Origin of the sequence: Streptomyces sp. NPDC032472, assembly GCF_040636955.1 — a bacterium.
In the GTDB taxonomy this organism is placed as follows: domain Bacteria; phylum Actinomycetota; class Actinomycetes; order Streptomycetales; family Streptomycetaceae; genus Streptomyces.
Genome location: NZ_JBEZVK010000002.1, coordinates 1 through 19026 on the forward strand (window position 1 = coordinate 1; position 19026 = coordinate 19026).

18 protein-coding genes are annotated in these 19026 nt (G+C 74.4%); 9 read left to right on the forward strand and 9 right to left on the reverse strand.

All coding sequences use genetic code 11. The annotated features are described in order from the left end of the window. Window positions 1-300: 300 nt before the first annotated feature. The 7 genes from AB0F11_RS01055 to AB0F11_RS01085 all read right to left on the reverse strand — a co-directional run bounded on the left by AB0F11_RS01055 (window position 301) and on the right by AB0F11_RS01085 (window position 6657). Window positions 301-1284, reverse strand: coding sequence for a helix-turn-helix domain-containing protein (locus AB0F11_RS01055; protein ID WP_362166813.1), 984 nt, complete (start codon window positions 1282-1284; stop codon window positions 301-303). Between the two features lie 76 nt (window positions 1285-1360). Continuing rightward, window positions 1361-1975 (reverse strand): DUF4865 family protein, encoded by a 615-nt coding sequence (locus tag AB0F11_RS01060; protein WP_362166815.1) that lies wholly within the window; start codon window positions 1973-1975, stop codon window positions 1361-1363. A gap of 34 nt (window positions 1976-2009) precedes the next feature. Then, a complete protein-coding gene (locus tag AB0F11_RS01065; RefSeq protein ID WP_362166818.1) occupies window positions 2010-2591 on the reverse strand; it encodes a TetR/AcrR family transcriptional regulator in 582 nt (193 codons plus the stop codon). Window positions 2592-2655: 64 nt separating this feature from the next. Further along, on the reverse strand, window positions 2656-3453 hold the full coding sequence (locus AB0F11_RS01070; RefSeq protein ID WP_362166820.1) for an alpha/beta hydrolase: 798 nt from the start codon (window positions 3451-3453) through the stop codon (window positions 2656-2658). A gap of 48 nt (window positions 3454-3501) precedes the next feature. Then, window positions 3502-4542, reverse strand: coding sequence for an RNA polymerase sigma-70 factor (locus AB0F11_RS01075; RefSeq protein ID WP_362166822.1), 1041 nt, complete (start codon window positions 4540-4542; stop codon window positions 3502-3504). A 99-nt stretch (window positions 4543-4641) separates the two neighbouring features. Further along, window positions 4642-5862, reverse strand: coding sequence for an FAD-dependent oxidoreductase (locus AB0F11_RS01080; protein ID WP_362167252.1), 1221 nt, complete (start codon window positions 5860-5862; stop codon window positions 4642-4644). A gap of 105 nt (window positions 5863-5967) precedes the next feature. Next, window positions 5968-6657, reverse strand: coding sequence for a ScbR family autoregulator-binding transcription factor (locus AB0F11_RS01085; protein WP_362166825.1), 690 nt, complete (start codon window positions 6655-6657; stop codon window positions 5968-5970). A gap of 139 nt (window positions 6658-6796) precedes the next feature. Here AB0F11_RS01085 and AB0F11_RS01090 point away from each other — a divergent pair, with 139 nt between their 5' ends. Continuing rightward, window positions 6797-7648, forward strand: a complete 852-nt coding sequence (locus AB0F11_RS01090) for an NAD(P)H-binding protein (protein ID WP_362166826.1) — start codon at window positions 6797-6799, stop codon at window positions 7646-7648. Between the two features lie 62 nt (window positions 7649-7710). On the opposite strand, the gene AB0F11_RS01095 is transcribed toward AB0F11_RS01090, so the two are convergent. After that, window positions 7711-8718, reverse strand: coding sequence for a ScbA/BarX family gamma-butyrolactone biosynthesis protein (locus tag AB0F11_RS01095; RefSeq protein ID WP_362166828.1), 1008 nt, complete (start codon window positions 8716-8718; stop codon window positions 7711-7713). 441 nt (window positions 8719-9159) lie between these two features. Between AB0F11_RS01095 and AB0F11_RS01100 the strand changes: the two genes are divergently transcribed. The 5 genes from AB0F11_RS01100 to AB0F11_RS01120 all read left to right on the forward strand — a co-directional run bounded on the left by AB0F11_RS01100 (window position 9160) and on the right by AB0F11_RS01120 (window position 14489). After that, complete coding sequence (locus AB0F11_RS01100; RefSeq protein WP_362166830.1) at window positions 9160-9807, forward strand: ScbR family autoregulator-binding transcription factor; 648 nt, start codon at window positions 9160-9162, stop codon at window positions 9805-9807. Between the two features lie 232 nt (window positions 9808-10039). After that, window positions 10040-10954 (forward strand): AfsR/SARP family transcriptional regulator, encoded by a 915-nt coding sequence (locus tag AB0F11_RS01105; protein ID WP_362166833.1) that lies wholly within the window; start codon window positions 10040-10042, stop codon window positions 10952-10954. Window positions 10955-11045: 91 nt separating this feature from the next. Beyond that, entirely contained in the window at window positions 11046-11774 is a 729-nt protein-coding gene (locus tag AB0F11_RS01110; protein ID WP_362166835.1) for a ScbR family autoregulator-binding transcription factor, read from the forward strand. Window positions 11775-11817: 43 nt separating this feature from the next. Continuing rightward, a complete protein-coding gene (locus AB0F11_RS01115; protein ID WP_362166837.1) occupies window positions 11818-12609 on the forward strand; it encodes an acyl carrier protein in 792 nt (263 codons plus the stop codon). Window positions 12610-12623: 14 nt separating this feature from the next. Next, a complete protein-coding gene (locus AB0F11_RS01120; RefSeq protein ID WP_362166839.1) occupies window positions 12624-14489 on the forward strand; it encodes a beta-ketoacyl synthase N-terminal-like domain-containing protein in 1866 nt (621 codons plus the stop codon). A gap of 84 nt (window positions 14490-14573) precedes the next feature. On the opposite strand, the gene AB0F11_RS01125 is transcribed toward AB0F11_RS01120, so the two are convergent. Next, the gene (locus AB0F11_RS01125; protein WP_362166840.1) at window positions 14574-15815 is read right to left on the reverse strand and encodes an AfsR/SARP family transcriptional regulator; all 1242 of its coding nucleotides are present in this window, start codon (window positions 15813-15815) and stop codon (window positions 14574-14576) included. Between the two features lie 181 nt (window positions 15816-15996). Here AB0F11_RS01125 and AB0F11_RS01130 point away from each other — a divergent pair, with 181 nt between their 5' ends. The 3 genes from AB0F11_RS01130 to AB0F11_RS01140 all read left to right on the forward strand — a co-directional run bounded on the left by AB0F11_RS01130 (window position 15997) and on the right by AB0F11_RS01140 (window position 19024). Continuing rightward, window positions 15997-16818 (forward strand): AfsR/SARP family transcriptional regulator, encoded by an 822-nt coding sequence (locus AB0F11_RS01130; protein ID WP_362166842.1) that lies wholly within the window; start codon window positions 15997-15999, stop codon window positions 16816-16818. A 110-nt stretch (window positions 16819-16928) separates the two neighbouring features. Beyond that, window positions 16929-17759: a thioesterase domain-containing protein gene (locus tag AB0F11_RS01135; protein ID WP_362166844.1), complete on the forward strand. Its 831-nt coding sequence runs from the start codon at window positions 16929-16931 to the stop codon at window positions 17757-17759. Further along, window positions 17756-19024 (forward strand): beta-ketoacyl-[acyl-carrier-protein] synthase family protein, encoded by a 1269-nt coding sequence (locus AB0F11_RS01140; protein ID WP_362166847.1) that lies wholly within the window; start codon window positions 17756-17758, stop codon window positions 19022-19024. Before AB0F11_RS01135 ends, AB0F11_RS01140 begins: the two co-directional genes overlap by 4 nt. Window positions 19025-19026: the final 2 nt, after the last annotated feature.

A 19026-nucleotide genomic window follows, 5' to 3' on the forward strand; every position in this document is an offset into this window, starting at 1 on the left:
GGAGAGGGACAGCAGGCCGACCTCCTCGAAGCCGGTCGCCTTCAGACCCTTCTCGACCATCTCGCCGATGCCGGTGATACCGCGCCTCAAACGCCGGCGAGGCTGGATTTGCCGGACCCGGCTTCGAAGGGGGTGGTGGGCCGGGGCTGCCGACCTTCGGCTTCGAAGTGGGCGGCGGGCCGGGGGTGCCGACCTTTGGCTTTGAAGGGGGTGGTGGGCCGGAGGTGTCGACCTTCGGCTTTGAAGGGGGTGGCGGGCCGGGGCCCATGGCTGGGTCGCAGCGGGGCGGGGCCCGGGGGGTCAGGGTGTGGTGCGGAAGCGGCGGCGGTAGGTGGCGGGGGTGGTGCCGATTTGGCGGCGCAGGGCCCGGTGGAGGGTTTCCACCGAGCCCAGGCCGCTCGCGGCGGCCACCGCCTCCAACGGCTCGTCGGTGCTTTCCAGCAACCGCCGGGCCGCCTCCACCCGCGCCGCCTCGACGTAGGCGGCCGGCGTGACCCCCGTCTCCCGCCGGAACACCCGCGCGAAGTGCCGCTCGCTCAGGCACATCCGCTCCGCGAGCGCCCCCGTGGACAGGTCGCCGTCCAGATGGTCGGCGACGTACATCCGCAGCTCGTCGATGTCCCGCCGGGACGCCGCCGGCCGGCTCAGCGGGACCGAGAACTGGCTCTGCCCGCCCTGCCGCTTGAGGTACATCACCAGCTGCCGGGCCACCGCCAGCGCGACCTCCTCGCCGAGGTCCTCGGCCACCAGGGCCAGCGCCAGGTCCATGCAGGCGCTGATCCCGGCCCCGGTCCACACCTTCCCGCACCGTACGAAGATCGGATCGGGATCCACCGTAACCGACGGGTGGTCGGCCGCCAGTCGGGCCGCGGTCGACCAGTGGGTGGTGGCGGTCTTGCCGTCCAGCAGCCCGGCCGCGGCCAGCAGGTGGGCTCCCACGCACACCGACGCCACGCGCCGGGCCGTCGGCGCGGCCGCCTGCAGCCAGGCCACCACCTCCGGGTCGATCCGGGCGACCGGCCCGTCGGGGTGCAGGTCCACCGCACCGGGCACGAGCAGCGTGTCGAGCACCCCCTCGACCTCGGCGAACGTCAGGTCCGTGACCAGCCGTACACCGGCCGAGGTGGCGACCACCCCGGCGGTCGGGCCGGCCAGCTGCACCCGGTAGCCCGCCCGGCCGCCGGTCTCTCGATTGGCCAGGGCGAACACCTCGGCGGGGCCGGTGACATCGAGGAGGTCGACATCGGGGAAGACCGCGATGACGACCCGGCGGTTCGTGGACATGTATCCATCGTCACTGCCGTGGGCCACGGCCACAATGACGCTGTTCCGTCACATCCGGACAACGCCACGCTCTTGCCTACCAGTCCCGTCCCTCCGGCAGATCGGCCAGGCCCGGGGCGGACAGGTGCAGCACCTCGTAGCGTTCGGTCGCGTCCTCGTCCGGCGCGGACGTCTCCGCCCACAGGACGAACCGCAGCAGCTGCCAGTGGTGCGGGTCGACGGCCAACGCGGCCGTGTGCACGCCCTCCTGGCGGGCGAGCTGCCGCAGCTCCTCCGCCTCCCGCTCGACCAGCGCGGTCAGGCCGAGCCCGGTGCGGTCCGGGTCCGCGTCGCAGGGCACGGCGGTCAGACGGCGCGACGCCGCCCGGGGAGGCGCCGTACGGGCGGGGCCGGCGTGGCAGGCGATGCCCGTCCAGTGGCGGGCGACAGGGCGGCCGAAGTCCCGGACGATGTTCTGGAATCCGCCGCCGCCGACGAGGAAGCGGGCCATCGCACCGGTGTCGTTCCACAGGTAGAAGGGGGCGTACTGGTTCACCGGCGAGCCGTCGGTGCCGCGTTCGCGGATGACGTACGCCTTCAGCCCCAGCCCGGCGCGGTCGTCGAGGACGTGGCCGCCCTCGGCCACCCGCTTGCGGATGATCTGCATGTCGTAGTCGGCGGGCAGGGTGATCTCGTACTGCTTGGCGTACACGGGGAGCTGCCTTTCTCGGCCGCGGAGCGGCCGGTTACGCGCGAGAGGTGGGGACGTACGCGGCCAACAGGCCCAGCACCCCGCCGATCGCCTGGTCGAACGGCTGTACGGAGTCGGCCGCGCGGGCCAGGACGTAGCCGCCCTGCAGGACCGCGACGACGGTCGCGGCGGTGGCCTGCGGGTCCAGCGCGGCGTCGAGTTCACCGCGCTCGCGCCCCTCGGCCAGGACCTCGGCGAGGCGCTCGCGCAGCCAGCCCAGGGTCTCGTCGACCGGCGCCCGCAGCAGCGGATCGGCCATCACGTCCGGGTCCTGGGTGAGGCGTCCGACGGGGCATCCCTTGAGGACGTCCCGCTCGCGGCGCAGGTACGCGGTGACCCGCTCGACCGCGGTACCCGGCGCCGAGAACTGCTCCTCGGCCTTGGCGCGCAACTCCTCGGCGGTGCGGCGGATCGCGGCGAGGGCCAGGTCCGGCTTGCCGGTGAAGTGGTGGTACATGCTGCCCTGCCCGGCCCCGGCCCGCTGCTGGATGGCCTTGGGGCTGGTGCCGGTGTAGCCGCGTTCCCACAGCAGTTCACGGGTGCTTTCGATCAGGCGGTCGGCAGTGCTCGTGCTCATGGAAGGGACTATACATACTAGTTGGTACAGCCGGGCTCGCTCGTGCTCGTGTTCGTGTTCGTGCTCATATGCCGCGGAGGAAATCCTCGAGCACCTGACGCAGTACGTCTGTCCGTTCGAGGTGGAGGTCGTGGCCCGTACCGGGGATGCTCACGGCCGCGGTGTCCGGCCGCAGGCGGAGCATCTCGCCGATCTCCTGGGGCGGGATGATGCCGGACTGGCCGAGGACGGCCAGGGTCGGACAGGTGATCTTCGTCCACTCGTCCCAGAAGGAGGTCCGGGCGTTCTCGGCCAGCGAGCCGACCATGACGTCACGGTCGAAGCGGGGCCACCAGCCGCCGTCGCGCTCCTCCAGGCCGGCCGCCCAGCCCTCGCCGACCGCCCCTCCGCCGAGGAAGCCGACGGCGGCTTCCCGCGACGGAAACGGGATCGGCCATGAGTCGAGCCAGCCGCCGACCTCTTGCTGCACCCGGGGGTTCGGGCCGCCGGGGCCGGCTTCGACCAGGACGAGCGCGTGGACGAGGCCGGGGTGCGCGGCGGCGGTGAGCATGGCGGTGTGGCCGCCCAGCGACTGGCCGACGAGTACGGGCTCCTGCAGACCGAGCCGGTCGAGGACGGCGACGACATCGGCGACGTAGGCGGCCCGGGACAGGTCTGCGGGATGGCGTTCGCTGGCGCCGTGACCGCGCTGGTCCACCGCCACGACCCGGTGCCGGGCCGGCAGGTGCCGGGCGAGGGCGTCCCATTCGCCCGCGTGGCCGGCCAGCCCGTGCAGCAGGACGACGGGGCGTCCGGGGCCCGCCCGGTCACGGCAGGAGATGCGGACGCCGTCGCGCTGAACGATGCGGGTGGACCAGGTCATATGGCTCTCTCTCCAGGGTCGTCGTCCGGGCGGCCCGCATCGCGGCGTTCAGCGCAGGGTGAGCGGGGTCTCGGACGCGAAGCGGGTCAGCTTCTGCGGGTTGCGGACGTAGTAGAGGCCCGAGATGAGGCCGTCGTCGACCCGGACCGCCATGACGCCGTCGAACTGCCCGTCCAGGCGGACGAGGAGCGCCGGGGTGCCGTTGACGACGGTGGGGGAGACCGTGAGCGGGAGCTTGTTCTTGCCGATGCCGCCGAGCATGAAGCGGACCACCTTGTCGGCCCCGCTGATCGGCCGGAGGGCGGCCTGCTTGATGCCGCCGCCGTCGCCCACCAGGACGACGTCCGGGGCGAGGACGTCGAGGAGGCCTTGCGGGTCCCCGGTCTCGAGCGCGCGCAGGAACGATTCCACGGCCGCGGAGGCCACGGCCGGGGACACCGTCCGGCGCGGGCGGCGCGCATCGACGTGCCGGCGGGCGCGGTGCGCGATCTGGCGGACGGCCGCGGGGCTCTTGTCGACGGCGGCGGCGATCTCTTCGTAGCCGAGGTCGAAGGCCTCGCGCAGGACGAAGACGGCCCGCTCGGTCGGCGACAGCGTCTCCAGGACGAGCATCATCGCCATCGACACGCTCTCGGCGAGCTCGACGTCCTCGGCCACGTCCGGCGCGGTGAGCAGTGGTTCGGGCAGCCACTGGCCGACGTACGCCTCCTTGCGGCGCTGCATCGTGCGCAGCCGGTTGAGCGCCTGGCGGGTCGTGATCCGGACCAGGTAGGCGCGCTGGTCGCGCACCTGCGCCAGGTCGACCTTGACCCATCGCAGCCAGGTCTCCTGCAGGACGTCCTCGGCGTCGGCGGCCGAGCCGAGCATCTCGTAGGCGACGGTGAAGAGCAGGTTGCGGTGGGCGACGAAGGCCTCGGTCGCCGGGTCGGCGCCGGCGCGGCCGCTCCCGCTGCCGCCACCGTCCCTGCCGCCACCGTCCCTGCTGCCGCTCTCGCCCCTGCGGCTCAGGTCGCCCCCGCCGCTCGCCGCGTCCCCGCCGCTCGCCTCGCCCACGCCGCCCACGTCACCGAATCCGCTCGTGTCGCTCATGCCCCGTACCCCTCCCTCGCGGCCGGCCGGCCCCATCGCCGGCGGCCTCGCACCCCGTGGCCACGGCAAGATCATCTTTCCTTGCCGCGGGACGCCACGCTAGGCCGCCTCCGCCGCCGCCCGTTGCGCGGTGGCCTGCGCCTCGCCGCGCGCGGCCCGGAGCAGCAGCTGCTGCCGCTTGGCGTCCTTGGCCCACCACGTCCGCACCCCGGGCCTGCGCGCCTCGTACCGCAGCTGCCACAGGATGCTCCGGCAGATGAGCTCCTTGACCTTCGCTCCCGGGCGGCCGCCGATGTGGTGCTTCTTCGCGACGTCGTCCCGCGAGGCGAGCTGGAAGATGCCCGCGCGGCGCCCCAGGCTGACGCACAGCCCGGCGAACCCCACCTCCGCCGGGGCGGGTTCCTCGCCCGCGAGCCGGCTGAGCACCGTCCGGGCGGCCTGGGGGCCCAGCTGCACCGCGGACTGGCAGCCCATCCGGTACGGCAGGCCCGACGGTGCGGCCGAGTCCCCGGCCGCGACGATGCGTACGTCGTCCACGCTGGTCAGCGTCTCGTCCGTGAGCAGGCGGCCCAGGGCGTCCGTACGCAGGCCGCTGCGCCGGGCGAGGTCCGGCACGCCGAAGCCGGCGGTCCAGATGGTCACCGCGCTCGGCAGCTCGCGGCCGTCGCGGAGCCGCACCGCGTCGCGCGTCACGGCCGTCACCTTGGTGTCGGGACCTTCGAGCACGGTCACACCGAGCGCGGCGAGCCGCCCGGCCACCGAGCGCCGGCCGCGGGCGTGCAGGTACGGGCCGAGCACCCCGCCGCACACCAGGGTCACCCTGCGGCCCTGCTCGGCCAGCTCGGCGGCGGTCTCGATGCCGGTCGGACCGGCTCCGACGATCGTCACCACGGCCGCGGCGGGCGCGGCGTCCAGGGCCGGCCGCAGCCGCTGCACCTCCTCCAGGGTGGCGATCGGGTAGGCGAACTCGGCCGCGCCGGGCACGCCCGGGTCGGCGCTGCCGCTGCCCACCGCGTAGACGAGGTGGTCGTAGCCGACCGTGCCGCCGCTCGCCAGGGTCACGGTGCGCCCGGCCGCGTCGATCCGCGTCACGGTGTCGACCACCAGCCGGACGTCCGCGGCCAGGACCTTCCGGTACTCGACCACGGCCTCGTCGGTCCCGCCGACCAGCTGGTGCAGGCGGACCCGGTCGACGAAGGCCGGACGCGGGTTGACCAGCGTCACGGTCACGTCGTCGCGCTGCGTCAGGCGGTTGGCCGCCATCACGCCGGAGTACCCTCCGCCGATCACGACCACCGCGGTACCCGTGTTCCCCGTCATGTCCGTCATGCCCGTCTCCTCCGTCGTCTCAAGGCGTTCGGGCTCAAGACACCGGGCGACGGGGGCCTGTGACAGGCTGTGAGCCGGATCACTCCGGCCCGGAGGTCAGACGGCTGCGGGGGCGGGGGCCGGGGCGGGGGAGGGCTGGGGGAGTTCCGCGGCCTGGAAGGCTTCGGTGTAGACGGCTGCGCCACGGCCCTCGGAGAGGTCGAGCGAGGCGAGGACGGAGGGGACCACGATGCTCGGCAGCAGGTGGCGCATCAGTGCGGACACCCGGCCCACCAGGTCCTGGTAGTCGCAGATGGCCTGGGACATGGACTGGATGCCGGCGAAGGAGCCCACGATGACCTCGGCCGTCTCCGACGGCACGACGTGGGGCAGCAGCTCGCCCTGGGCCTGGGCCCGCACCAGCAGGTCCAGCCCGATCTCGCCCCAGCGCAGGAACGGCCCGCTGCGGTCGAGGCCCTGGGCCAGCTGGTCCATCGAGAGCCGGACGCCGGCGCGCACCATGGGGTCGGTCTGGAGGCGGTGGGCGTGCAGCATCACGGCGTCGACGATCTCCTGCACCTTCGAGGCGCGCGGCGGGATCGAGAACTGCTGGTCCTGCTCGGCGAGCACGCCCTGGGCCAGGTCCTCCTTCGACTGGAAGTGGAAGTACAGGGCGCCCTTGGTCACGCCGGCGGTGGTGAGGATCTCGGAGATCGTCGCCGCCTGGTACCCACGCTCCTCGAAGATCTTGGCAGCTGCGGAGAGGATCGTCTTGCGTGTGCGGATGGCTCGGACTTGCTCGGCCACGTGCCTCCCACCTCCTCGGGCTAGGCGAACCGTTGAAGGCTCAGAAAAGAAACCGTCCAGTTTGTATTTTACATAGGGTAACCCCTGCGCCAAACGTGCACCACTAACAGGTGTAAGTTTCAGTCAAGTTGGGACGCTGATGATCCTTGTGACAGGTGCCACCGGAACCGTCGGCCGCGAGGTGCTCCGCCTCCTCCCCGCCGACCTGCCCGTTCGCGTCATGGCCCGGGTCCCGGCCCGGGTCCAGGGCGCCCCCGCCGGCGCCGAGACCGTCCCCGGCGACTACGCCGACCCGCGCTCGCTGGCCGCCGCCCTCGCCGGGGTGCGCGCCGTCTTCCTCGTCACCGCCGATCTGCGCCGCGACGACGGGCAGTTCCTGCGCCTGGCGCGGTCGGCGGGGGTGCGGCACGTGGTCAAACTGTCCGCCGCCGCCGTCGAGGACCCCGGGGCCGACGACGTCATCACCCGCTGGCAGCGCGGCAACGAGGAACTGCTGCGCGGTTCGGGGATGGAGTGGACCCTGCTGCGGCCCCGTTCGTTCATGTCCAACGCGCTGTCCTGGGCCGGCTCCGTCCGCTCCGGGCAGGTCGTGCGCGCCCTGTACGGGGACTCGCCGAACTCCTGCGTCGACCCGCGCGACCTCGCCGAGGCGGCGGTAGGCGCCCTCACCGGGCGGATACCGGCGGGCGGCGCCCACACCCTGACCGGGCCGCAGGCGCTCACCGCCGTCGAGCAGACGGCCCTGCTCGCCGAACTGCTCGGCCGCCCGCTGCGGTTCCAGGAACTGGGCCCGGACCAGGCGCGCGCCGCGCTCGGCCGGCGCCACCCGGACACCGTGGTCCGGGCGCTCCTGCACAGTGCGCAGCGCCAGCGCGAGGGGGCCAAGTCCGGGGTCGACGACACCCTTCCCCGGCTGCTCGGCCGGCCCGCGCGGTCCTTCCGTACCTGGGCGGCGGACCACCTGGACGCCTTCGCGCCGCCGGGGGGATGAAGGCCGGGGCGGGGATGAACGCCGGGCGCGGGTCCTGCCCCTACAGTTGGTGCGTCCTGCCCCTACAGGTGGTGCGTGCCCGCCGTGACCTTCGAGCGGAAGAGTTCGGCCCCGCCCTGGCGGGCCGTCACCAGCACGGCCTCCTCGTCCTCGGCCGCCGCGGGGACCCGGACGGCCTCGATCGTGCAGGGCGCGTCCAGCTCGGCGTACCGCTTGAACTCGCTGGCGAAGCCCAGGGGCAGGTACGAGGACCGGCCGAGCGCGGCCGCCGTGGCCTGGCGGGCCGCCTCCAGCAGCACCATGCCCGGGACGTGGTCCACCGCGTGCTCGAACAGCACCGGGTGGCGCGTGTCCACTCTGAGCTGCCAGAGGTCCTGCTCGCCGGTGGGGGAGAGCACGACGTCCATGGGGGACATCCGCCCGACGCTCTGCGGGGCCGCGGGGCTGATGAGCGGGAGCCGGTACCAGTCTCCGTCGAGGGTGTGCTCGCCGCGCACCCGCTTGTAGACCGCCGGGGCCATGCAGGAGAAGGAGCCGCCGCCGGTCGCCACGACATGGCCGTCGCGGTGGAAGACCGCCTCGATGCGCAGACCTGACAGAGCGCTGCCGCGGCGGTTGACCTCCGTGCACGTGACGTCGATCGTGAGGGTCGCCGGCTCGTAGCCGACGCCCAGGTGCTGGGGGTGCACCGCGATGTCGAGGTCCCAGATGACGAACTGGTGGCCGAACGGAACGCCGAACTCGGCGTGGCCCAGGAGGATCCCGATCTGGCGGACGGTCTCGCAGGCGATGAGCGGGTCGTGGTAGCCGCCCGCGACCGGGGTGAAGAAGCTGTGGCTGCGGGGCCACTGGGCGGCCATGACGAAGTGGGTGTCGTCGACGCGCGCCCAGTCGGTGAGCACGACCTCCGCGACGGCCGACCGGTGCACCAGTTCCTTGGGCACGGTCGTGGTCAGCGTCGTGGGGCAGGATCCTGCGGACTTGCCGGCCGACGCGGCGAAGGCCGCCCAGGCCCCCTTCGTGTCTCCGTCGTGCGTGGTCCGTTCGATCTGGAACGTGCTCGCAGACATCGATCCCCCTGGTCTGTGCGACGTGGGTGGTGCGGTGCGGGTTGCCCCTTGGCCGGGAAAACTACATACCAACCGGTTTAATTTCTAGGGGCTTTCGGTCGGTGTCGGCAAAATTGGCGCAGCCGTTTACTTCGATTCGTCTGCTATTGCCGGTGTTGCCTGGCCGCGGGCCCGCCGTTTTGACGGCCGTCGGGCGCCCGGTCGAGACCCCAACGAGCGGGCGGCGAGCCCGTCTTGAGTGGATCTCCGAGTGCAACGGCAGTGCCGGGTGCGCGAATCTGTCCGACCTGCCCCCTTGACCCGGGTTGGAGCCTGCGCCGTTATTCAAAACCGCTTGGACGGTTTGTTAGAGTCGGCGTCAACTCGGTCAGTTGGCTCAACTGGCTCAAGTGGGTCAGTTGGGTCGACTGGCCGAATCCCCCCGCACTCACGGAGCAGCCGATGGCCAAGCAGGAACGCGCGGTGCGCACGCGTGACGCCCTGATCGGGTCCGCAGCCGAGATCTTCGACCGGGAGGGCTACACGGTCGCCTCCCTCACCGCGATCAGCTCGCTGGCGGGCGTGAGCAACGGGGCACTGCACTTCCACTTCGCCAGCAAGGCGGCGCTGGCCGACGCCGTCGAGGCCGCGGCCCTGCTCCGGCTCGCGGCCGTCACCGGCGACCCGCACCCGCCCGGCGACCGGCACCCGCCCGGCGGGAGGCGCCTGCAGGACCTCGTCGACGCGACCCACCGGCTGGCGGCGGCCCTGCGCGCCGACGTGGTGCTGCGGGCGGGCTTCCAACTGTGCGGCGAGAGCGCCCGGCCGCCGGAGGAGGACCTGCGCGAGCAGTGGCGGGCCTGGGTCGAAGAGGCGGTACGGCGGGCCGAGTCGGCCGGCGAGCTGCGCCCCGGGGTGGCGGTGGCGGACGTGGTCGCGGCCGTGGTCGCGGCGACCGTCGGCCTGGAGGTGCTCGGCGCCCGTGACACGCGGTGGCTCTCGGCGGCCACCGTCACCCGGCTGTGGCGCCTGCTGCTGCCCACGCTCGTACCGTCGGCGCTCGCCGCGGACCTGGCGCCCGAGGGGAGCCGGCCGAGCCGGCCGCTATAGCGACTCTCCGGTCTGTTTCAGGGTGGGCCGGGGAGGATTCCGGACGGGTGTGGGTGTCGGATGCCATGCGGTCGCGATGGGTGTAGGGCACAAACTCCCAGGTGAGAAGCGGGAGTTGGGATCATGGAAGCGAGCCGCTCACGCCAAAACAGCACGGTCGGTTTTGTATTGACAAACCGTCGGGCCTGTTTTTTACTGAGGAAGGCTCATCCACGGACCAGGGGAGTACGGCGTGGACATCGAAGTACTGGGCACACTGGCGGTGCGGGAACAGGGAGTCTCCATCACTCCGACCGCCCCCAAGCCGCGACAGGTGCTGGCACTCCTGGCGCTCCATGCCGACCAGGTGGTCCCGGTCTCGGCCCTCATCGAGGAGCTCTGGGCCGGGGCCCCGCCGCGCAGCGCCCGCACGACGCTCCAGACGTACGTCCTCCAGCTGCGGGCCCTCATCGCGAGCGCCCTGGACCACGGCGCGGGGGAGGCGGCCGGGGCCGGCACGGACATCGGCTCCGGCCCCGGCGTCGGAGCCGGAGGCGCAGGCGGAACCGGAATCCGCTCCGCGGGCCTGCGGCGTACCGCCAAGGACGTGCTCGTCACGCTGCCCGGCGGCTACCTGCTCAACAGCGGCGGCGGCACCAGCGACGTCCGCGAGTTCGACCGGCTCGCCGGCATGGGCTACCGGGCCATGGACGCGGACGACTTCCCCGGCGCCGCCCGGCTGCTGCGCGAGGCCCTCTCGCTCTGGTCCGGCCCCGCCTTCGCCGACGTACAGGGCGGCGCCCAGCTCGACATGGAGGCCCGCCGGCTCGAGGAGACCCGGCTGTGCGCGCTCGACCAGCGCATCGAGGCCGACCTGCGGCTCGGCCGGCACCGCGAGCTGCTCGCCGAACTCACCGTCCTCGCCAGCCGCTACCGCACCCACGAGAACCTGCACGGCCAGTTCATGCTGGCCCTGCACCGCTCCGGCCGCCGCGGCGAGGCCCTCGACGTCTACCAGCGGCTGCGCGCGACCCTCGTGCGGGAGCTCGGCATCGAACCGTCCGCGGCCCTGCGCAGACTCCAGCGGTCCATCCTGATGGCCGCCCCCGAGAACCAGCTCGACAATGCCGCGAAGGCCGCCGCCGAGCGACTCGTGCGCGTCGGCTGACATGGCCGCCCCGCGCACAGCGCGCACCCCGCGTACCAAGCGCACCCCGCGCACCCCGACAGGCAGGCCCTCGAGCCGAGGAGGAAGCGCCGTGCAGGAGAGGTCGGAGCGCACCCGCAGGCGGCTCGTCCGGGCCGGGGCCGAGATGTTCCGGCGCAACGGGTACGACCGGTCGACGCTCGGCGACATCGCACGCACCGCGGGCGTCACCAAGGGCGCGCTGTACTTCCACTTCGCCTCCAAGGACGAGCTCGCCGAGGCCGTGCAGCAGCGCGGCGCCGCCCTGCTCGGCGAGACCGTACGCGACCTGGGCGCGTCGGGCGGCTCACCGCTCCAGGCGCTCGTCGACCTCACCCACTGGCTGGCCCGCACCCTGCACGACGACCCGGCGGTGCCCGCGAGCTTCCGGATCACCGTGGAGTGCACGGGCCGGGAGGGTGGCGGCACCGACTTCCGGCGGGCCTGGCTCGCGGCGGTCTGCGCCCTGCTGCGGCGCGCCCGCGACGCCGGCGAACTGCGGGCCGGGACCGGGCGGTACGGCGCCGGGTGGGACAGGGCCGAGTCGCTCGTCGCCGCGGCCGCCTGCGGGATCGAGGCCATGGCCGGCACCGGCATGCCGTACGAGGAGCTCGGGCGCCGGGTCGCCGCGCTGTGGGAGCTGCTGCTGCCCGCGCTCGTACCGGCCGGGGCCGCGGCACGCTACCGCACCGGGCCTGCGGGGAGCCCTGCGGCCGGGAGCGTCGCGGACGGGATCGCCGCGGCCGGGAGTCCCGGGGACGGCGCCCGCGGCCTGTCGCCGTACCTGGGCAGCGCCGTCTGAAGGCGCCCGCCGCCCCGCACCGCCGAGTCCTGGAGAGCCGCAGATGACGAGTGAACGCCCCGCCACCGCACCCGCCACCGCCTCGGCCGCCGTGCCCACTGCCGGGTCCCCTGCCGGGTCGCCTGCCGTGCCGGCCGCCGTGCTGAGGGACGTCGTCGGCGTCCTCGGCGACGTGCTGCGCAAGCGGCCCGAGGCCATCGACCCGGAGCAGACCTTCCAGTCCCTCGGGATGGACTCCCTGCTGACCGTGGAGCTGGTGGCCGTCGTCAACGCCCGGTACGGGACGGAGATCCTGCCGACCGACCTGTACGACCACCCGACGCCCGAGTCCTTCGCCCGGCAGGTGGCCGCCGAACTGGAGCGGGTGGGCACCGTGGTTCCGGCCGGGGTCCCGACCGCGCTCCCGGCAGGGGTCCCGGCCGCGGACCGGGCCGCCCGCACCGGCACCGCGGAGCCGGTGGCGGTCGTGCCCGCTGCCGCCGGAACCGAGGAGATCGCCCGGGCGCTGCGCGAACAGCTCGCCGCCGTCCTGTGCTGCGACGTGTGGGACGTCGGGTCCGACACGGATTTCGCCACGCTCGGCCTGGACTCCATCCTCGGCGCCGAGTTCGTCGCCACCATCAACCGGACCTTCGGCCTCCAGGAGCGGGCGGTGGTCCTGTACGACCACCCCGACATCACCGCGCTCGCCGCCCATGTCGCCGAGCTCCTGGGCGCTGCCGCGCGGATCCCCGCCACGGTGGGCGCCGCCGGGCTCGACGTCCTGCTGGACGCGGTGCGCGACGACCGGCTGACCGTGGACGAGGCGCTCGTCCTGCTCGCCCGGCGCAGCTGAGGGAACCCGTCCGGATGGACGAGAGGGAGATCCTGACCCGGTTCCGCAACGGCACCCTGACCCGCGCCCAGACCACGGCCCTCCTGGCCGCCGCAATCCCGCCGCCCGCCCTCGCCCCCGGCCCCGGCTCCGACGCGGGCGTCGACCCCAACCCCGGCCCCTGCCCTGAGCGGTTCGGCCTCGACCCGAAGCCCGGGCCGGACTCCGGTCCGGGCCCGGGCCCCGGCGAGGTCGGCCTCGACCCGCGCCTCGACTCCGGCTCCGAGCCCGGTCCTCGGCCTGGCTCCGGGCCTCGGCGCGGAGCCGGTCCCGAGGGTGCGGCCGGGGCCGTCGCCGTCGTGGGGATGGCCGGGCGGCAGCCCGGGGGCGGGGACCTCGGGGCCGTGTGGCGGCAGGCCGAGGGCGGGGGGAGTACCGCCTCCGGGCCGCCGGGCGGGCGGGGCGGGAGGGTGGTCGGCCATTACCTCGACCGCGTCCAGGACTTCGATGCCGGCTTCTTCGGGATCGACCCCGCCGAGGCGGCCCTCATCGACCCGCAGGAGCGGCTCTTCCTGGAGACCGCCTGGGAGGCCCTGGAGGGCGCGGGCTGCACCGGCAGCCGGCTCGACGCCCTGCGCGCCGCCGACGGAACGCCGCGCAGCGTCGGCGTGTTCGCGGGAGCCGGCCCCGGGGACTACGCGCTGCTGGCCGCCGAGTCCTGGGGCCGCGGCCACCGCGGCCCCCTGCCGCGCGGCGGCAGCTGGAACCTCTCCAACCGGATCTCCGGGCTGCTCCGGCTGACCGGCCCCAGCGTCAGCATCGACACCGCCGAGTCCTCCGCGCTCGTCGCCCTGCACCACGCCCTCTCGGCCCTGCGGCGCGGCGAGTGCGCGGCGGCCGTGGTCGGCGGGGTGCAGCTGCTGCTGCACGCCTCCAGCCGCCGCCCCGGTGCGGGCGAAGCGGTCGGCGCGCTGGTCCTCAAACCGCTCGAACGGGCCCTTGCCGACGGCGACACCGTGCACTGCCTGATCCGCGGCAGCGCCGTCGGCCACGAGGCCGCCGCCGGCAGGTACGCCGGCCCCGCCGAGCGGATCGTACGGGCGGCCCTGCGCGAGGCCGGTGCCGAGCCGGGCGGCGCGGGCGGGCTGCTGCGCGAGGACGCGGGATCGGTGTCCGCCGCCGTCGGCGCGGCCGGGGCCGCCACCGGCATCGCCGTGCTGCTGCGCGCCGCCCTCCAGCTGCGCCACGGCGTCCTGCTGCCAGCGGCCGGCCGCCCGGCGGCCGCCCCGTGGCCGGCGCCCGCCGGCGGGGTGCGCCGGGCCTCGGCCGGGGTCCGGGGCGCCGGCGGTGTCGAGGCGCACGTGGTCCTGGAGGAGTACGTGCCGCCGCCCGGCGCGACGACGGGGCCGGACGCCCCGTCCGCGGAGCTGGTGGTGCTGTCCGCGCCCACCCCGGCCCATCTGGCCGCCACCGCACGCCGGTTCGCCGGATTCCTGGCCGCGCCGGGCCCGCGGGTGGACCTCGCGGCGCTCGCGCGCAGCCTGCGCACCGGGCGCGCCGCGATGGACTGCCGGTACGCGGCCGTCGTGACCGACACCGGCCGGCTGGCCCGCGTACTGGCGGAGCTCGATCCCGAGGACGGCCGGGACCCCGACTGCGCCGACTTGCGCCACGGCGCCGCGGACCCGCTCCGGCTCGGCGAGGCGCCCGAGACCCGCGACTACCTCGCCGCGCTCTGGTCGGGGCGGCGCCTGCACCAGTTGAAGCGGCTGTGGCTGGCGGGGCTGGAGGTGGACTGGGCCGCACTGGAGGGCGCGCAGGGCCACGGCTCGGCCGCCGTTCCGCTGCCGCCGTCCGCTTTTCTGCGCACGCCGCTGTGGCTCGACACACCCCGTATTTGATTTCCTCCGATTATCCCACCCGGTGGAATGCTGCTCGGGTCCCGGTGGAGCACTGCCGGAATTCCCGCGGGAGGGCGGGTCCGATCAGACGAGTTGGCCGTCCGGAAAAAGGTTCGGGAGCCCCGAGATTTCGAGCAGGCCCGGATCGGCCGGGAGTTCGGGGAGTTCCGCAATCCGCGGATCGTTCGAGCCGCCCTGGTGGTTCTCGGTGTTCGGATTCCGCGTCACCGTCACCGCCGCCGTGCCGGACAACTGCTCGAAACGGTGCACCAGCGCCTGCTGCTGCCGGGCCAGGGCCTCGATCCGCTCGCCCAGCCGGACGATCTCGCCGCCGAGCCGGTGCAGCTCCCCGTCCCGCTCAGCCGCCCCGTCCCCGTCCCCGTCCCCGTTCCAGCCGTCCCTGTCCCCGTTCCAGCCGCTCCCGTCCCCGTTCCAGCCGTTCCCGTTGCCCTGCACGGCCGGGGCCGCCGCCCGGTCCTGGATCCGCGGGGGCGCGGCCGGCGTGGGCGGCGCGGCCAGTGAGGGGGCGTGCCGCAGGATCTCGTCCAGCCGGCCGCGCAGCGCCGGCCCCGGCTCCACGCCCAGCCCGTCGACCAGCCGCCGGCGCGCCCGCTCGTACACGCCGAGCGCCTCACCCTGCCGCCCGCCCCGGTACAGGGCCAGCATCAGCAGGTCGTAGAACCGCTCCCGCAGCGGGTGCTCGGCCGTCAGCCGCTCCAGCTCGCGGACGGCCGCGCCGTGCCGCCCGCCCGCCAGGTCCGCCTCGTACAGCGTCTCCAGCGTGGTCAGCCGCAGCTCCTCCAGCCGGTCCGCCTCCCGCGCGCAGATCGGCCCGCGCAGGCTGCCGTCGAGCGCGGGCCCGCGCCACAGCGCGAGCGCCGAGCGCAGCAGGCCGGCGGCCCGTTCGGGATCGTCGGCCAGGAGCGAGCGCCCCTCGGCCGACAGCGCGTGGAAGCGCCGGGCGTCGCCGGCGGCGCCGTCCGGCCGCAGCAGGTAGCCCAGCGCGTGCGTGCCGATCCACTCCGCGCGGCGGCCGTCCGGCCCGGGCGGCGCGACGGGCAGTACCCGGCGCAGCCGGGCCACATGGGCCTGCAGGGCATTGGACCCGCCGGCCGGCGGCCGGTCCCCCCACAGCTCGTCGACGAGCCGCTCCGTGCCGAGCACCTCGCCCGCCCGTACAACAAGCGCGGCGAGCAGGGTGCGCTGCTTGGCCCCCGAGGGCACGACGCGCAGGCCCGTCCGGTGGTCGTACACCTCCACCGGGCCCAGGACGCGGAACTCCACCCCGCCGTTCCGGCTCTTTCCGCCGTGCGCGGAGAATTCCATGCGCCTCCTCCTCCCGGTGGCTGTTCGCGAATGTAGCAGCCCGTACCGCCTCTGCAAGCACAGCGGTCGGAGGGCTGCTCGACGGCTGCTCGAGAATTCGGGGACATTGTCCGGGGCCCCGCTACCGTTCCCGTTCGGAGTCTGAAAATCGATGGGACTCGACAAACAGGCGGAGGAATCCATGAAGATTCAGGTTCTGGGTCCGTTGAGTGCCGAAGTCAACGGGGCGTCGATTGTTCCGACGGCCGGCAAGCCGCGGCAGATCCTGGCACTGCTCGCCCTCTACCCGGGCCGGGTGATGCCCGTACCCACCCTCATGGAGGAGATCTGGGGCACCAACCTTCCGCAGAGCGCACTGACCACCCTCCAGACGTACATCCTCCAGCTGCGCCGGCGGCTGGGCACCGCCATGGGCCCGGGCGCCCCCGGCAGCGCCAAGGACGTCCTCGCGACCCGGCACGGCGGCTACCTGCTCCAGGTGCAGCCGGAGTCCGTCGACGTCCACGCGTACGAACGCCTCGTCGCGGGCGGCCAGGCCGCGTTCGAGGAGGGCGACGACGAGCAGGCGGCCGGCCTGCTGCGCCAGGCACTCGGCATGTGGCAGGGGCCGGCGCTGGTCGACGTACGCGTCGGCCCCATCCTGGAGATCGAGGTGATGCGGCTGGAGGAGAGCCGCCTCGTCACCGTCGAGCGGCGCATCGACGCCGACCTGCGGCTCGGCCGGCACACCGAACTGCTCGCCGAGCTCGCCGAGCTGATCGCCCGCCACCCGCAGCACGAGGGCCTGCACTCCCAGGCGATGGTCGCCCTGTACCGCTCGGGCCGCCAGGCCACCGGCCTGGACGTCTACCGGCGGCTGCGCACCCGGCTCATCGACGAACTCGGCGTGGAGCCCTCGCCGCAGCTCCAGCGCCTGCACCAGGCGATGCTGACCGTGGACCCGGCCCTGGACGTGGTCGCGGGCCCGCGCCGCGGCTCGACCTTCGACCTGTACGCGGCGTAGCGGGGTTCGAGCCCGTCTCCAGCGGCTTCCGCCAGGGTCGGGGGCGACGACCCGGGCGGGACAGCGGGCACCGCACGGTGCAGGGACCGGGCAGACCAGGGAGGGCGGCGATGGCGCAGCCGGCGCACACCGCGCACACGGGCCCCGCAGGGCCCACGGGGCACACGGCGGTACGACTGCACTGCTTCGCGCACGCAGGGGCCGGGGACTCCGCGTTCCGGCGGTGGAAGCGGGCCGTCGGCAGCGGGGTCGAGGCCGCCTCCTGGCCGCTGCCCGGCCGCGACCGGCGCCGCCGCGAGCCGCGGATCACCACCCGCGAGGAGCTGCTCGCCGACCTCAAGCCGCTGTTCGAGCAGGTCGCGGACGAGCCCGAGGTGCCGTACGTGCTCTACGGGCACAGCCGCGGCGGCACCGTCGCCTACACCGTGGCCCGTGCCCTCGCCGAGGCCCGGCTGCCGCAGCCCGCCCTCGTCGCCATCGGCGCCTGCCCGCCGCCCGACGCCCCCGCCGCCCTCGCCGGCGCGGCCGGCCTGCCCGACGCCGAATTCCTGGCCGTGCTCGAACGGTACGGGGCCGCGCCGCCCGGCGCGGAGCCCGGCGACCTGTGGCACCGCATGGTGCTGCCCGTCCTGCGCGACGACCTGCGCCTGGCCCTGGACCTGCGCACCGCCGCCGACGGGCCGCTCGCCGTACCGCTGCTCGCCGTCAACGGCTCCGAGGACCGGATCGCGGACGCCGCCGCGCTCGCCGGCTGGCAGCGCTGGACCACCGGCCGGGTCGTGCGGCGCACCCTGCCCGGCGGGCACTTCTTCGTACGCGGGCCCGAGCTGCCCCGGCTGCTGGGCCGGGCGGCGCGCACCGCGGCGCGCATCGCCGCACGCGGCCACCACGTCGACAGCACGGACAGCACGGACAGCACGGACAAGGGAGAAGGGCGATGAGGCGGCGCGTCGTCATCACGGGCATCGGGGTCGTCGCCCCCGGCCGCCCCGGCACCAAGGAGTACTGGTCGCTGCTGACCGAGGGGCGCACCGCCACCCGCGCCATCTCCCTCTTCGACGCCTCCTCCTTCCGCTCCCGCATCGCCGCGGAGGCCGACTTCGACCCGCTCGAACACGGGCTCGCCCCCGACCGGGCCCAAGCCCTCGACCGGGCCGCCCAGTTCGCCGTCGTCAGCGCCCGCGAGGCCCTCGCCGCCGCCGGCGCGGACGGCGCCTTCGATCCGGTGCGCACCGGCGTCACCCTCGGCAGCGCCCTGGGCTGCACCAGCGCACTGGACACCCAGTACGGGGCCGTCAGCGACGCCGGCACGCGCTGGCTCGTCGACCACACCAAGGCCGTACCGCACCTGTACGACTACTTCGTGCCCAGCTCCATGGCGGCCGAGGTGGCCCGTACCGCCGGCGCCCAGGGACCGGTCTCCCTCGTCTCCACCGGCTGCACCTCCGGGCTGGACGCCATCGGGCACGCCGTCGACCTGATCCGCGAGGGCAGCGCCGACGTGATGGTGGCCGGCGCCACCGAGGCGCCCATCACCCCCATCACGGTCGCCTGCTTCGACGCGATCCGCGCCACCTCCACCCGCAACGACGACCCGGCCACCGCCTCCCGCCCCTTCGACGCCACCCGCAACGGGTTCGTCCTCGGCGAGGGAGCCGCCGTCCTCGTCCTGGAGGAGTACGGGCACGCCCGCCGCCGCGGCGCGCACATCCACGCCGAGATCTCCGGCTTCGCCTCGCGCAGCAACGCGTACCACATGACCGGACTGCGCCCCGACGGCGCGGAGATGGCCGCCGCGATCACCGCCGCCCTCGGCGAGGCACGGCTGGCCCCCGAGCGCGTCGACTACATCAACGCGCACGGCTCCGGCACCAAGCAGAACGACAAGCACGAGACCGAGGCGTTCAAGCGCAGCCTCGGCCGGCACGCGTACGAGGTGCCGGTCAGCTCCGTCAAATCGATGATCGGGCACTCGCTGGGCGCGATCGGGGCCCTGGAGGTCGCCGCCTGCGCCCTCGCCATCGAGCACGACCTCGTACCGCCGACGGCCAACCTGCACGAGCCCGATCCGGCCTGCGACCTCGACTACACCCCGCTGACCGCCCGCGCGCAGCGCACCGACGCGGTGCTGACCGTCGGCAGCGGCTTCGGGGGCTTCCAGAGCGCCATGATCCTGACCAGCCCCACGCTGAAGGCGGAGGACTGACC

Coding starts and splice junctions, on each gene's coding strand:
- AB0F11_RS01125 (WP_362166840.1), bottom strand. CDS start 15,815: ATGGAATTCTCCGCGCACGGCGGAAAGAGCCGGAACGGCGGGGTGGAG.
- AB0F11_RS01100 (WP_362166830.1), top strand. CDS start 9,160: ATGGCCAAGCAGGAACGCGCGGTGCGCACGCGTGACGCCCTGATCGGG.
- AB0F11_RS01135 (WP_362166844.1), top strand. CDS start 16,929: ATGGCGCAGCCGGCGCACACCGCGCACACGGGCCCCGCAGGGCCCACG.
- AB0F11_RS01055 (WP_362166813.1), bottom strand. CDS start 1,284: ATGTCCACGAACCGCCGGGTCGTCATCGCGGTCTTCCCCGATGTCGAC.
- AB0F11_RS01075 (WP_362166822.1), bottom strand. CDS start 4,542: ATGAGCGACACGAGCGGATTCGGTGACGTGGGCGGCGTGGGCGAGGCG.
- AB0F11_RS01120 (WP_362166839.1), top strand. CDS start 12,624: ATGGACGAGAGGGAGATCCTGACCCGGTTCCGCAACGGCACCCTGACC.
- AB0F11_RS01115 (WP_362166837.1), top strand. CDS start 11,818: ATGACGAGTGAACGCCCCGCCACCGCACCCGCCACCGCCTCGGCCGCC.
- AB0F11_RS01140 (WP_362166847.1), top strand. CDS start 17,756: ATGAGGCGGCGCGTCGTCATCACGGGCATCGGGGTCGTCGCCCCCGGC.
- AB0F11_RS01070 (WP_362166820.1), bottom strand. CDS start 3,453: ATGACCTGGTCCACCCGCATCGTTCAGCGCGACGGCGTCCGCATCTCC.
- AB0F11_RS01090 (WP_362166826.1), top strand. CDS start 6,797: ATGATCCTTGTGACAGGTGCCACCGGAACCGTCGGCCGCGAGGTGCTC.
- AB0F11_RS01095 (WP_362166828.1), bottom strand. CDS start 8,718: ATGTCTGCGAGCACGTTCCAGATCGAACGGACCACGCACGACGGAGAC.
- AB0F11_RS01065 (WP_362166818.1), bottom strand. CDS start 2,591: ATGAGCACGAGCACTGCCGACCGCCTGATCGAAAGCACCCGTGAACTG.
- AB0F11_RS01080 (WP_362167252.1), bottom strand. CDS start 5,862: ATGACGGGGAACACGGGTACCGCGGTGGTCGTGATCGGCGGAGGGTAC.
- AB0F11_RS01130 (WP_362166842.1), top strand. CDS start 15,997: ATGAAGATTCAGGTTCTGGGTCCGTTGAGTGCCGAAGTCAACGGGGCG.